The sequence below is a fragment of the Mesorhizobium sp. WSM4814 genome, from assembly GCF_055811595.1.
Genome location: NZ_JBVVQT010000005.1, coordinates 264584 through 277712, shown reverse-complemented (window position 1 = coordinate 277712; position 13129 = coordinate 264584). Strand labels below are relative to the sequence as shown.

General features: G+C 62.4%; 11 protein-coding genes. 4 read left to right on the top strand and 7 right to left on the bottom strand.

From position 1 onward, the window contains the following. Positions 1-13 precede the first annotated feature (13 nt). The 3 genes from AC0L2V_RS11765 to AC0L2V_RS11755 form a co-directional block, all read right to left on the bottom strand. Positions 14-610: a LysE family translocator gene (locus AC0L2V_RS11765; protein WP_473509049.1), complete on the bottom strand. Its 597-nt coding sequence runs from the start codon at positions 608-610 to the stop codon at positions 14-16. A 150-nt stretch (positions 611-760) separates the two neighbouring features. After that, positions 761-1336 (bottom strand): acetolactate synthase small subunit, encoded by a 576-nt coding sequence (ilvN, locus tag AC0L2V_RS11760; protein ID WP_091594244.1) that lies wholly within the window; start codon positions 1334-1336, stop codon positions 761-763. 86 nt (positions 1337-1422) lie between these two features. Continuing rightward, entirely contained in the window at positions 1423-3204 is a 1782-nt protein-coding gene (locus AC0L2V_RS11755) for an acetolactate synthase 3 large subunit (protein WP_473509051.1), read from the bottom strand. Between the two features lie 471 nt (positions 3205-3675). Here AC0L2V_RS11755 and AC0L2V_RS11750 point away from each other — a divergent pair, with 471 nt between their 5' ends. Continuing rightward, complete coding sequence (locus AC0L2V_RS11750; RefSeq protein ID WP_473520135.1) at positions 3676-5478, top strand: NAD(P)-binding domain-containing protein; 1803 nt, start codon at positions 3676-3678, stop codon at positions 5476-5478. Between the two features lie 161 nt (positions 5479-5639). Then, positions 5640-7478 (top strand): ATP-binding protein, encoded by a 1839-nt coding sequence (locus tag AC0L2V_RS11745; protein ID WP_473520159.1) that lies wholly within the window; start codon positions 5640-5642, stop codon positions 7476-7478. Between the two features lie 216 nt (positions 7479-7694). Here AC0L2V_RS11745 and AC0L2V_RS11740 read toward each other — a convergent pair whose 3' ends face one another. Further along, on the bottom strand, positions 7695-8486 hold the full coding sequence (locus AC0L2V_RS11740) for a GGDEF domain-containing protein (protein WP_473520134.1): 792 nt from the start codon (positions 8484-8486) through the stop codon (positions 7695-7697). A 103-nt stretch (positions 8487-8589) separates the two neighbouring features. Further along, a complete protein-coding gene (gene miaA, locus AC0L2V_RS11735) occupies positions 8590-9582 on the bottom strand; it encodes a tRNA (adenosine(37)-N6)-dimethylallyltransferase MiaA (RefSeq protein ID WP_473491385.1) in 993 nt (330 codons plus the stop codon). Between miaA and serB the strand changes: the two genes are divergently transcribed. Both serB and AC0L2V_RS11725 read left to right on the top strand, forming a co-directional pair. After that, on the top strand, positions 9572-10459 hold the full coding sequence (gene serB, locus AC0L2V_RS11730) for a phosphoserine phosphatase SerB (protein WP_473520133.1): 888 nt from the start codon (positions 9572-9574) through the stop codon (positions 10457-10459). The two genes, miaA and serB, sit on opposite strands and share 11 nt — an antisense overlap. Continuing rightward, the gene (locus AC0L2V_RS11725) at positions 10456-11019 is read left to right on the top strand and encodes a GNAT family N-acetyltransferase (protein WP_473520132.1); all 564 of its coding nucleotides are present in this window, start codon (positions 10456-10458) and stop codon (positions 11017-11019) included. Before serB ends, AC0L2V_RS11725 begins: the two co-directional genes overlap by 4 nt. Before the next feature lie 240 nt (positions 11020-11259). Here the strand turns inward: AC0L2V_RS11725 and AC0L2V_RS11720 are convergent, their stop codons facing one another. Next, positions 11260-12774 (bottom strand): DegQ family serine endoprotease, encoded by a 1515-nt coding sequence (locus AC0L2V_RS11720; protein ID WP_287056274.1) that lies wholly within the window; start codon positions 12772-12774, stop codon positions 11260-11262. A gap of 138 nt (positions 12775-12912) precedes the next feature. After that, positions 12913-13125, bottom strand: coding sequence for a DUF2065 domain-containing protein (locus AC0L2V_RS11715; protein WP_473520131.1), 213 nt, complete (start codon positions 13123-13125; stop codon positions 12913-12915). Positions 13126-13129 lie beyond the last annotated feature (4 nt).

Sequence of the window (13129 nt, the reverse complement as noted above, 5' to 3'; positions counted from 1 at the left end):
AATAAAACGGCAGCTACTGCAGCATCGGCCACAACGTCGCTGCCAGCAGCACGCCCATGGCGATGTTGAACCATTTCAGCCGCACCGGGTCCGACAGAAAACCGCGCAGCGCCGTGCCGAAACCTGCCCACACCGAAACGCTCGGCAGGTTGACGACGGTGAAGGCTATCGAAACCAGCGCCACCGACAGAAACGGATGCTCCGGAACGGCATAGACGGCCATGGCGGTGATCGCCATCACCCACGCCTTTGGATTGACCCACTGGAACGCTGCCGCATCGATGAAGCGCATCGGTCGCGCCTTGGCCTCGCCCTTGCTGCTGAGCGAACGCGACATGGCGATCTTCCAGGCGAGATAGAGCAGATAGACGCCGCCAGCGATCTTCAATGCAGTGTCGAGAACCGGAAACGCAATCAGCACCGCGCCAAGACCGAAGCCGACGGCAAGCAACAGCACGAGGAAGCCGATGCTGATGCCCAGCATGTGCGGAATGGTTTTGGCAAAACCGAAATTCACGCCGGAAGCCAGAAGCATGAAGTTGTTCGGACCCGGTGTGATCGAAGTCACGAAGGCATAGACCAGCAGGGCAAGGAACGCATCGAGGGTCATTGGCTTCTCCCAAGCAGGTCAGCAATATTGTCCTTTTACCTCAGACGCACAAAGGCCAGCTCACGGCGGCAGCCGGGCCAGAAGGTCAGGATCAAGCCGACAGAATAAATACAGGCGGTGCCAGAGCACTGGACCCAAAGCGCCGGATGATCACATCCCTTGCGGGCCGCGATTCATCGCCGCCACGCCGGTGCGGCAGATCTCGACCAGGCCGAGCGGCTTCATGATGGCGATGAACTGGTCGATCTTGGAGCCCTTGCCGGTGATCTCGAAAATGAAATGCTCGGTGTTGGCGTCGATGACGCTGGCCCGGAAGGCATCGGCCAGCCTCAGCGCCTCGACGCGGCCCTCGCCGGTGCCGGCCACTTTCACCAGCGCGAGTTCCCGCTCCAGCGGCCGTTCCTGGCCGAGCTCGTGCGAGCGCACGGTGAGGTCGACGACACGGTGCACCGGCACGATGCGCTCGAGTTGGTGCTTGATCTGCTCCAGCACATGCGGCGTGCCGCGCGTCACGATGGTGATGCGTGACAGATGCTTCTCGTGCTCGGTTTCGGAAACGGTCAGGCTCTCGATATTGTAGCCGCGTCCGGAAAACAGGCCGATGACCCGGGCAAGCACGCCCGGCTCATTGTCGACCAGCACGGAAAGCGTGTGGATTTCCGGTCTTTCCGTCTCCTTGGCGATGAAGTAGGCGGAACCGGTGGGTTGAAGGTGCTGTGCGTTCATGACATGAATCTCGATTTCAAACTTTGAGCTGTTTTTCTGTTTCCACACGGCTTCCGACAGCCCTGCCTCGGCTCGGGCGACAGGGGTTACACCAGTTCCCTGCCCTTGGCGTCGATGGCGTTGGCCACCGCCTCGTCGGTCGCCTCGTCCGGCAGCAGCATCTCGTTATGCGCCTTGCCCGACGGGATCATCGGGAAGCAGTTGGCAAGCGTGGCGACCCGGCAGTCGAAGATCACCGGCTTCTTCACCGAGATCATCTCCTTGATGGCGTCGTCCAGTTCGTCCGGCTTCTCGCAGCGGATGCCATGGCCGCCATAGGCTTCGGCGAGCTTGACGAAATCCGGCATCGCTTCGGTGTAGGAATGCGACAGCCGGTTGCCGTGCAGAAGCTGCTGCCACTGCCGCACCATGCCCATATACTGATTGTTGAGGATGAAGATCTTGATCGGCGCCTCGTGCTGCACCGCGGCGCTCATCTCCTGCATCGTCATCTGCACCGAGGCGTCGCCGGCAATGTCGATGACCAGCGCATCCGGGTGCGCAATCTGCACGCCGAGCGCCGCCGGCAGGCCGTAGCCCATCGTGCCGAGCCCGCCGGAGGTCATCCAGCGGTTCGGCTTCTCGAAATGATAGTGCTGCGCCGCCCACATCTGGTGCTGGCCGACCTCGGTGGTGATGTAGGTGTCAATGTCCTTGGTCAGCGCATAGAGCCGTTGGACGGCATATTGCGGCATGATGACGTCGTGGTTCATCTTGTAGGCAAGCGAATCCCGCGCCCGCCATTTCGCGATCTGCTCCCACCACGGGTGCAGCGCCTTCTTGTCGGCCCTGGCGGTCGCCCGCCACAGCCGCACCAGATCCTCCAGAACCCGGCCGACATCGCCGATAATGGGCACATCGGTGTGGACGTTCTTGTTGATCGACGACGGATCGATGTCGATATGGATCTTTTTCGAATTCGGCGAGAACGCGGTGAGCCGGCCGGTGATGCGGTCGTCGAAGCGCGCGCCGATGCAGACCATGACGTCGCAATCATGCATCGCCATGTTGGCTTCATAGGTGCCGTGCATGCCGAGCATGCCCATCCAGTTCTTGCCCGAAGCCGGATAGGCGCCAAGGCCCATCAGCGTCGAGGTGATCGGGAACCCGGTCAGGTCGACCAGTTCGCGCAGCAAATGGCTGGCTTCCGGGCCGGAATTGATGACACCGCCGCCGGTATAGAGGATCGGCCTTTTCGCGTTGGCCATCAGCTCGACCGCCGCCTTGATCTTGTCCAGGTCGCCCTGGACCTTGGGCTGATAGCTGGTGCGCGGCGCCGTCTGCGGCGGCACATAGATGCCCTTGGCGAACTGCACGTCCTTCGGGATATCGACGACGACCGGACCGGGGCGTCCTGTCGTCGCGACGTGAAAGGCCTCATGGATGATCGCCGCGAGATCGTTGACGTCCTTCACCAGCCAATTGTGCTTGGTGCAGGGCCGCGTGATGCCGATCGTATCGCACTCCTGGAAGGCGTCCGAGCCGATCAGCGAGGTCGGCACCTGCCCGGTCAGGCAGACCAGCGGGATCGAGTCCATCAACGCATCCTGCAGCGGCGTGACCGCGTTGGTGGCGCCCGGCCCCGATGTCACCAGCATGACGCCGGCCTTGCCGGTCGAGCGCGCATAGCCTTCCGCCGCATGACCGGCGCCCTGCTCGTGACGGACGAGGATGTGCTCGACCTCGTCCTGCTGGAAGATTTCATCATAGATCGGGAGAACCGCGCCGCCCGGATAGCCGAAAACATGCTTGACGCCATTGTCCTTCAACGCCTGCACCACCATTTCGGCACCGGTCATTTCGCGCCGCTCGTTCTGTCCACTGCTCATCGGTCTGGTCCCGTATTGTCCGCCATCGGGCGATTGCTGGTCGTTTAGTCGTGTTTCGGGCAATAAAAAAGGCCCCCGAGGGAGCCTGTGTCTGCGCATGGGGGGTTTCGCCCGGCGGTTACACCGCCTTGCCCATACGCTTTCCTACTACGAGAATGAGTGCCGTTTTCATGGTGGCGGACAATAGAATTGGTTTTGCGCCGCTGTCAACGGCGAATATGCACGATGCCGGGCGGTTCGAGCCAATTGACCGTATCCGGCAGGCCCGGTTGCACCCATCGCCTCGAACCACCGTTCCGTACGACCACCGGCACGATCAGTGTCCGCGATCATCGCGATAAGCCATTGAAACCGCGCCAAACTATTTGACGACGTGACGCGGCACGCAGTTTGCCGCGATACTCCGGTCGACCGGCCTGGGAGGGTCCGGCACGCCGCGACGACGACCAGCACTTCACGGGAGGAAATTCGATGCTCGACAAGGCCCCAGCCAAGAAACTATCCGACCTGCTCGACCAATTCAGCGCAGCGCTCGCCGCCGGCGACATCGACGGAGCGGTCGGGTGCTTTCAGGAAGACTGCTACTGGCGCGACCTGGTGTCCTTCACCTGGAACATCAAGACCATGGAAGGTCGCGACCAGGTGCGCGATATGCTGATGAGCCAGTTGGCGACGATAAAGCCATCGAACTGGGCGCTTGCGAAAGGCGAAGACGCCACGGAGAGCGACGGGCTGCTGGAAGGCTGGATCAGTTTCGAAACGGAGGTTGCGCGCGGCTTCGGCCATATCCGGCTGAAGAACGGCAAGATCTGGACACTGCTCACCACCATGGTCGAGCTGAAGGGCCATGAGGAACCCGCCGGCTTCGCCCGGCCGATGGGTGCCAAGCACGGTCACGGCAAAAACCGGCCGACCTGGAAGGAGGAGCGCGAAAAGGAGGCGACCGAACTCGGGTTTGTCAATCAACCCAACACGCTGATCATCGGCGGCGGCCAGGGCGGCATCGCGCTCGGTGCCCGGTTGAGGCAGCTCGGCGTGCCGACCATCATCGTCGAGAAGAACGAGCGTGCCGGCGATTCATGGCGCAAGCGTTACAAGTCGCTCTGCCTGCACGATCCGGTCTGGTACGACCATCTGCCCTATATCGACTTTCCTCGGAACTGGCCGGTCTTCTCGCCCAAGGACAAGATCGGCGACTGGCTGGAAATGTACACCAAGGTCATGGAGCTGAACTATTGGTCCTCCACGCCGGCCAAGAGCGCCACCTATGACGATCAGAAGAAGGAATGGACGGTCGTCGTCCATCGCGACGGCAAGGACATCACGCTGAAGCCGAAGCAGCTGGTGCTGGCCACCGGCATGTCGGGCCGGCCCAACATCCCGCAGTTCAAAGGCATGGAGAATTTCAAGGGCGATCAGCACCATTCCTCGAAACATCCCGGTCCAGACAGCTGCTTTGGCAAGAAAGTCGTCGTCATCGGGTCGAACAATTCCGCGCATGATATCTGCGCCGCACTCTGGGAAGCCGGCGTCGACGTCACCATGGTGCAGCGATCGACCACGCACATCGTCAGATCCGACACGCTGATGGATATCGGGCTCGGAGCCCTTTATTCGGAGCAGGCCGTGCAAAACGGCATGACCACGGCCAAGGCCGATCTCATCTTCGCCTCGCTGCCCTACAAGATCCTGCACGAATTCCAGATCCCGCTCTACGAGAAGATGAAGGAGCGTGATGCCGCCTTCTACGAGGGCCTGGAAAAAGCTGGCTTCATGCTCGACTGGGGCGACGACGGTTCGGGCCTGTTCATGAAATATCTCAGGCGCGGTTCCGGCTACTATATTGATATCGGCGCCTCCCAGCTGATCATCGACGGCGCCATCAAGCTGAAGAGCGGCGTCGACGTGACCGAGATCAAGCAACATTCGGTCCTGCTCAGCGACGGCACCGAGCTGCCGGCCGATGTCGTCGTCTATGCCACCGGCTACGGTTCGATGAACGGCTGGGCGGCGGAGCTGATCTCGAAAGAGGTCGCCGACAAAGTCGGGAAATGCTGGGGGCTCGGCTCGAACACCACCAAGGATCCCGGTCCCTGGGAGGGCGAGCAGCGCAACATGTGGAAGCCGACGCAACAGGAAGCGCTGTGGTTCCACGGCGGCAATCTGCACCAGTCACGCCACTACTCGCAGTTCCTGTCGCTGCAGTTGAAAGCACGGCACGAGGGCATCGCGACGCCGGTCTACGGCCTGCAGCAGGTCCATCACGCGGGATAGACGTTCAAGGCTGTCGCCGGGACTCGCCGCCGGTCGGTTCAATTTTCGCGACCGGCTTAATCGTCCCTACACCATCCGACCTCACCCCCCCTTAACCGCGTCGGCGTAAGGTCGATCGCCTTGGGGAAAATGGAAAATGGGAAATGGGGAACAGCCTGTCCATGTTCGTCGACCGCGACGCCTCCGTTGGAGAGCCGACTTTGCAGGAGCGCCGCAAGGCGGAGCAGAGCGACAAGCGCGTTCTGGGCAATGTCGTCCAGTGCGACGGCGCGCGCGCCACCATCAGCGCCCATGCCGCCGATATCGTAGGCACGGTCACCGGCCATTGGAGCGTCGGCAAGATGATCTCCATCAACCTTGGCAACACGCGGACCGTCGGGCTGGTCTACGCGGTCGGCAAGTCGGATCGCGCCTGGCACGATGAGGGCCAGAACCCGATCGAGGTCAGTATCGAGCTCATCGGCGAGGTGCGCGACGGCGCCGAGCCCGGCGCCAAACCGGTTTTCGACCGCGGCATCACCACCTATCCGCATATCGGCGCCATCGCCCACCGCATCCGCAGCCGCGACCTGCAGGCGGTCTATGACCTCGCCGGCCGTCACTCGATCACCATCGGCACGCTGTCACAGGATGAGGCGATCGACGCCAACATCGCTATCGACGACACTCTGGCGCGCCATTTCGCCATTGTCGGCACCACCGGCGTCGGCAAATCCACCGCCGTCTCGCTGCTTTTGCGCAAGTCGATCGCCGCTCGACCCGACCTGCGCGTTCTCATCCTCGATCCGCACAACGAGTTCGCCGCGTCCTTGCCAGAGCACTGCGTCAGGGTCGATTCGGCGACGCTTGACCTGCCCTTCTGGATGTTCAAGCTCGAGGAGTTTGCCGAAGTGCTGTTTCGCGGTCGAGAGATCGTGCCGGAAGAGGTGGACGCCTTGCGCGATCTTATTCCCGCGGCCAAAAACCTTTATCGCAACCCGAATTCGGGCACGTATCTCAGGCGCGGCAGCGATGCGCTGACCGCGGACACGCCGGTGCCCTATCGCATTGTCGATCTCATCAAGCAGATCGACGAGCGCATGGGACTGCTGGAAAGCAAGAACGACCGCCCCACCCTCAAATCGCTGAAGACGCGCATCGAATCGGCAGCCTCCGATCCGCGCTACCGCTTCATGTTCAACTCGCGGCTGATCGAGGACACCATCCACGAGACGATCGGCAACATCTTCCGCGTGCCGCATCACGGCCGCCCGGTGACCTGCTTCGAGATGGCAGGCATGCCTTCGGAAGTGGTCAATTCCGTCTGCTCGGTGCTGGCGCGTCTGGCCTTCGACCTGGCGCTATGGAGCGAAGGCCGGCTGCGGCTGCTTTTGCTGTGCGAGGAAGCGCACCGCTACATGCCGGCCGATCCGCGCCTTGGTTTCGCGCCGACCCGGCACGCGCTGTCGCGCATCGCCAAGGAAGGCCGCAAATATGGTTGTTATCTCGGCATCGTCACCCAGCGCCCGGGCGAACTCGATCCCACTATCCTGTCGCAGTGCTCGACCTTTTTTGCGATGCGGCTCGCCAACGAGCAGGACCAGGCGATCATCCGCTCGGCGATCGCCGATTCCTCAGCCTCGACACTGGCATTCCTGTCTTCGATGGGCCAGCGCGAAGCCATCGCCTTTGGTGAAGGCGTGGCGACGACCATGCGAATGAAATTCGAAAAACTATCCGAGGGCCTGATCCCGGGCACGGCCAAGCGCGAGGAAGCCTTGCCGTCCAAGCTTGGCAATGATGTCGATCTGGTGGCGATCGTCGAAAGGCTTCGCAACGTGCCAAAACCGCAGCAGGCGATGGCCTTCGCCGAAGTCGTGGATTCAAGCCGGCAGGCCGGCGATCCCGACTATCGCAAGCCGCCCGCCCCGACTGTCGCACGCGCCCAGCCGGACGACGATTTCGACATGCGTTATGGCCTGAAACCCGCAACCTTCGGCCTGCGCCCGCAGAACGATTGAGCCGGGCGGCTTTAGCCTGTGAGGCTAAGGCGCTTCCAAAGTTAAAACTATGTCCCCCTAGGAAACCAGGGCAAATCCCGGAAGGGAATTCATCAGGCCGGATCGAATGACGTGGCTTTCGAGAACCCGGCGCGGAGTGGACATTTGAGTCCATGAGCACCGGAAGTCGAGAAAGCTGCGTCAGTCGGCCGGCCTCATGAATTCTTCTCCGGGATTTCAGGCGCAGACGCGGTTGCGGCCTTGCCTCTTGGCCTCATACAGTTGACGGTCGGCGCGGCGATAGAACTCTTCGGCGGTTTCCTTGCGGTCCCAGATGGCAAGACCGACGCTGGTGGTGATCTTCAGCCGGACATTGCCTGACAGTATCGACATGTTGGCGATCGCCTTGCGGATGCGTTCGGCGAACCTGGACAGCAGTTCGGCGTCCATGTTGGGCATGACCACCGCGAACTCCTCGCCACCCAGGCGCGCCACCACGTCGTGATAGCGTGTCATGTCCTTGAGACAACTGGCGACCGCCCGCAACACCTGGTCACCGACATCATGGCCGTGAGTGTCGTTGACCTGCTTGAAATGGTCGAGATCAAGGATCATCAGCCCGACCGGCTTGTCGATGCGACGGAATTCCTCGAGATATTCCTTCAGTGCATCGTCGAAATAACGCCGGTTCTGCATGCCGGTCAGGCCGTCGGTCAGCGCCGCATGCTCCAGCGTTTCCGAACGGGCGCTGAGCGAAACCGTCATGGCGCGCAGCTTGCCTTCTTCCGTCGCCTGCTTGCGGATCAGCGGGTAGATGAAGAAAATGCCAAAGAACAGGGCAGTCGCCAAAAGGACGCCGGTCCCAAACAACAGCTTGTTGAGATAAGTGGTCTTCTCAATCGCGGCAGGCGTAGTGATCTCCGCCGCGAGCGCCTGCAGATGCCCATAGGCGTGAAGCGTCACCAGGCCGGCGGCCAGGATCACGAAGATGAAGACGAAAAAGGCTGATTCCGCCTTGTGAAAACGCATCTGCTCCCCGTTGCAAAACCCCAAAGACGTTATGGCATCTACGGCCTTACGGAGGGTTAATTGGGACAACTTCAACGGGAGGTCTTCCCTTAAAGTCAACTTTTCAGGTTGCACTCGAAAAGGTATCCAAGATCGTGGATTCCACACGATCACCAGGACGCAATCTCAGCCATTCCGGACCCAACTGATGCCTGAACCAGGTCGCCTGGCGCTTGGCATACTGTCGCGTCGCGATCTTCGCGCGCTCGATCGCTTCGGGAAAACTCAGCTCGCCGGCCATTGCGGCCTGGAGTTCGCGAACGCCGATGGCTTTCATCGCAGGCAAGTCGGGATCGAGACCAAGATCGGTGATCTGCCTGACCTCGTCGAGGGCGCCCTTCTCCAGCATGCGGTCGAACCGCGCCTCGATCCGCTCCACCAGCTCCGCTCGGTCCGGCTCGATCACAAGGAAGCGCGTGCCGGCCCTGTCGATCAGTGGACGGCCGCGCGCCGCCTGCCATTCCAGGATGGAACGGCCCGATGCGTCGAGCACCTCCAGCGCCCGCACGATGCGCTGGCCGTCGGTCGGCTTCAGCATCATGCCGGCTGCAGAATCCCTGCGCAGCAGGATACGGTGCAGCTTGGCTGCGCCCTGCTCCTGGAGTTCGTAGCGCCAGCGATCACGGATCGACTGCGGAATGTCGGGCATTTCCGAAATGCCCTCCGCAAGCGCCCGGAAATAAAGCCCGGTGCCGCCGACGAAAATCACCGGCCGTTCGAAGAACGTGCCGACCGGCCGTTCGACGAACGCGCCGTCGTCGATGAGCTTCATCACGTCGCGCAGCCAGGCGCCAGTGGAATAGGCGGTGGAGGGATGGACATGTCCGTAGAGGAAATGCGGGACGCGAGCGAGTTCGGCAGCAGTCGGCCGCGCCGTCAGCACGTCGAGCACCGAATAGACCTGCATCGAATCGGTGTTGACGATGACGCCGCCGTTGCGCTCGGCGAGGGCGAGCGCAAGGGCGGACTTGCCGCTGGCGGTCGGCCCGGCTATCAGGATCGCGTTCTTAACGCGGCTCTCGCCCGCCTGCCCGCCGGAATTTTTTATGCCGCTGATCGCCACGCTTGTATCCCATCCCGCCGGTCGCGCATTGTCGCCGGCGCTTGCGAATATGGCGTCGCGGTCGGTCGGCGCAAGCACTGTTCGCTGGCTGGCCGAAGGCATCGCCTGTGAATTCGCCCTGCCAGAGACGGCCGAAGCCGCTGAAACGACCGCCAGCCTGCGCGCCGTGCTTGCACCCGAACCGGTTGACGTGATCGTTCAGCGGCCCGAGGGCAGGCGAAAGAAAATCCTTATCGCCGATATGGATTCGACTGTTATCGATCAGGAGTGCATCGACGAGCTCGCCGACGAGATCGGCGTCAAGGATTACGTCGCCGCCATCACGGCGCGATCGATGAATGGCGAGATCGCTTTCGAGCCGGCCTTGCGCGAGCGGGTGGCGCTGCTGAAAGGCCTCGACACTGCCGTGGTCGACCGCATCATCGCCAATCGCCTGACGCTGGCTTCCGGTGGCCGCGCGCTTGTCCAGACCATGCGGGCCAACGGCGCTTGGACTGCACTCGTGTCGGGTGGCTTCAACGTCTTCACCTCACGCATCGGCGCCATGCTCGGCTTTCAGGAGAATCGGGCCAACCGCTTGATCGAGCAGGATGGCCGCTTCACCGGGCTGGTCGCCGAGCCGATCCTGGGGCGCGCCGCCAAGGCCGATGCGCTGCTCGAGATTTCGGCGCGCCTCGGGCTGACGACCGCCGACGCCATTGCTGTCGGCGATGGCGCCAACGACCTCGACATGATCCGCCTTGCCGGCACCGGTGTGGCGCTTCATGCCAAGCATGTCGTGGCGGCGGAGGCAAAATTCCGCATCGACCATGGCGACCTGACCGCGCTTCTCTATCTGCAGGGCTACCGGCGGGAGGAGTTTGTGGAGTGACGCCAATCCGCACCGAGCGCCTGATCCTGCGCAACTGGGAGGATCGCGACCGCGACCTCTTCTACCGCATCAACTCCGACGAGCGCGTCATGGAGTTCTTTCCGTTTCGCCGCGACCGCGCGCAGGCCGACGCCAAGATGGACGAGTTCCGCGCCTGGATTGCCGAGGATGGCTACGGTTTCGCTGCCGCCGAGATAATTGAAACGCGCCAATGCATCGGCTTCGTCGGCCTCCTCGACACCGATCATTTGCCGTTCCTGCCGGCCGGCACCGTCGAGATCGGCTGGCGGCTGGCGCCCGAATTCTGGGGCCATGGCTATGTCACCGAGGCAGCCGAAGCCTGGCTCGCCTATGGCTTCGAAACGCTTGGCCTCGAGGAAATCGTTTCTTTCGCCGTCAGGGATAACAGCCGGTCCACTGCCGTCATGGAACGCCTGGGCATGACCGCCGACCCGACCAGCGATTTCGACCACCCCGGCATTCCGGACAGCCACGCCAGGCTCAAGCGGCATGTGTTCTACAGGCTGACAGCCAAGGATTGGCAGAAAAACCGACGCTGATCAGCGCCGGCCCTGATCAGCGCCGACCCTAATCACCGCTTGTCAAACGGAAGCTCGTCGCCGGGCTGCGGCGGTTTTGCGCCGACCCGATCGAGCACTTTCGCGAAATCGTCGCCCGATGCATCACCAGCCCGTCGGCGCAGGAAATCGGGCCGCTGTCTCCATGGCTCCAACCTTCTGCGACACGGCCGACGCGATCCACTGGTTCAGCGACACACCATCAGCACGCGCCTCCGGGACTCAGTCCATCCGGATCGTCACAAACCGCAATTCGCCGCTCTTCGACGCCAGCATCAGCAGCGCATTCTTGCGTCCCTGCTCCTTCAACGCAGCGATCCGGTCCATGACATCCTTGGGCGTGGCGACCGATTCCTGCGCGATCTCGGTGATCACCTCGCCGGCCTGGATGCCGCGTTCGGCAGCGGCCGAATCCTTGGCGACTTCAGTGATAACGACGCCGGAGACTTCGGCGGCAATGCCGAATTTCGTCCGCGTCTCGTCGTTGAGGTCGCCAACGGTCATGCCGAGCACGGACGCCGTCGGGACGGCAGGCGCCTCGTCGCCAGTGTCCTTGTCGGTATTGCCGTTCTCGCCGCTGGCAAGCTTTTCGCCATCTTCGAGCCGGCCAAGCGTCACCTTCACGGTCTGCTCGACGCCCTTGCGCACGATGACCACGTCGACAGCCTTGCCGACCGTGCTCTCCGCGACGACGCGCGGCAGGTCGCGCATTTCATTGACGTCCCTGCCGTCGAACTTGATGATGACGTCGCCCGCCAGGATGGTGCCGTTGTCGACAGGCCCGCCCTTGATGACGCCGGCGACCAGCGCGCCCTTGGCGGTCGCCATGCCGAGGCTCTCGGCAATGTCGTCCGTCACCGGCTGGATGCGCACACCGAGCCAGCCGCGCCGCGTCTCGCCGAACTGGCGGAGCTGGTCGACGACGCCCAACGCCAGCTGCGAGGGAATGGAAAAGCCGATGCCGATCGAGCCGCCGGACGGCGAAATGATCGCCGTGTTGATGCCGATCACCTCGCCGGCGCTGTTGAACAGCGGCCCGCCGGAATTGCCGCGGTTGATCGCGGCATCGGTCTGGATGAAATCGTCATAGGGGCCGGAATTGATGTCGCGGTTGCGGGCCGAGACGATGCCGACCGTCACGGTGCCGCCGAGGCCGAACGGATTGCCGATCGCCATCACCCAGTCACCGACGCGCATCTTGCTGGAATCGCCGAATTTCACCGCCGTCAGCTTGTGCCCTTTCGGATCGACCTTCAGCACCGCCACGTCGGTCTTGGTGTCGGTACCGACCAGCGTCGCCTTCAGCGTCACGCCGTCGGAGAAATTCACCTCGATGTCGTCGGCATCGGCGATCACGTGGTTATTCGTCACCACGATGCCTTGCTCGGCGTCGACCACGAAGCCTGATCCCAGCGACTGCACCTTTTGCGAGGGATTGCCCTGTTCGCCGGGACGGTTCTTGAAGAAATCGTCGAAGAAGTCCTGGAAGGGCGAGCCCTCTGGAAGCTGCGGCATCGGCACCGCGCCCGGGCCCTCCGTGCCCTTCACCCTCTGCGAGGTCGATATATTGACCACGGCGCCGAGCAGGCCCTGCGCCAGATCGGCGACCGAAGCCGGGCCGTCGTCGGCGGCCGCGGGCGTCACCAGCGACGGGACGGTAGCGACGCCGATAAGAAGTGCTGCAGCACCCGCGGTCAACGTCCGCCTCGCCGCGCGCAAAAAGCTGTTGGATGTCATCGAGAAGTCTCCCGGTGTCTCTGAGAAGAAAGGCGCTCGCCGAAAACGCTGCGTCGAGCCATGTTGGCAAGAAATACGGCACGTTTGCGGCTATGGCTATCGGCGGAGGATAAATCCTCCGTTATCCCGAAATCATCGTCATTCACCCCGCACCAGCCAGACCAGGCCGACACCAACGGCGATTGCAATCAGCCCGGCGACCCGCAGCGTATTTTCCGGAATCGACAGAACTTCGCCGGCAAGTTTCTTGGCGAGGCCGGGAAAGCCGCCATAGACCAGGCCCTCGACACTACAGCGCCGCGCGTCCTTTTGGACGCGCAAAGGACGCTGTAGCACTTTGATTTGGCGCATGATC

Excerpts from the sequence above, each read along its gene's own strand:
- AC0L2V_RS11765 (WP_473509049.1), bottom strand. The coding sequence starts at position 610 with ATGACCCTCGATGCGTTCCTTGCCCTGCTGGTCTATGCCTTCGTGACT.
- ilvN (WP_091594244.1), bottom strand. The coding sequence starts at position 1,336 with ATGAACGCACAGCACCTTCAACCCACCGGTTCCGCCTACTTCATCGCC.
- AC0L2V_RS11755 (WP_473509051.1), bottom strand. The coding sequence starts at position 3,204 with ATGAGCAGTGGACAGAACGAGCGGCGCGAAATGACCGGTGCCGAAATG.
- AC0L2V_RS11750 (WP_473520135.1), top strand. The coding sequence starts at position 3,676 with ATGCTCGACAAGGCCCCAGCCAAGAAACTATCCGACCTGCTCGACCAA.
- AC0L2V_RS11745 (WP_473520159.1), top strand. The coding sequence starts at position 5,640 with ATGTTCGTCGACCGCGACGCCTCCGTTGGAGAGCCGACTTTGCAGGAG.
- AC0L2V_RS11740 (WP_473520134.1), bottom strand. The coding sequence starts at position 8,486 with ATGCGTTTTCACAAGGCGGAATCAGCCTTTTTCGTCTTCATCTTCGTG.
- serB (WP_473520133.1), top strand. The coding sequence starts at position 9,572 with ATGCCGCTGATCGCCACGCTTGTATCCCATCCCGCCGGTCGCGCATTG.
- AC0L2V_RS11720 (WP_287056274.1), bottom strand. The coding sequence starts at position 12,774 with ATGACATCCAACAGCTTTTTGCGCGCGGCGAGGCGGACGTTGACCGCG.
- AC0L2V_RS11715 (WP_473520131.1), bottom strand. The coding sequence starts at position 13,125 with ATGCGCCAAATCAAAGTGCTACAGCGTCCTTTGCGCGTCCAAAAGGAC.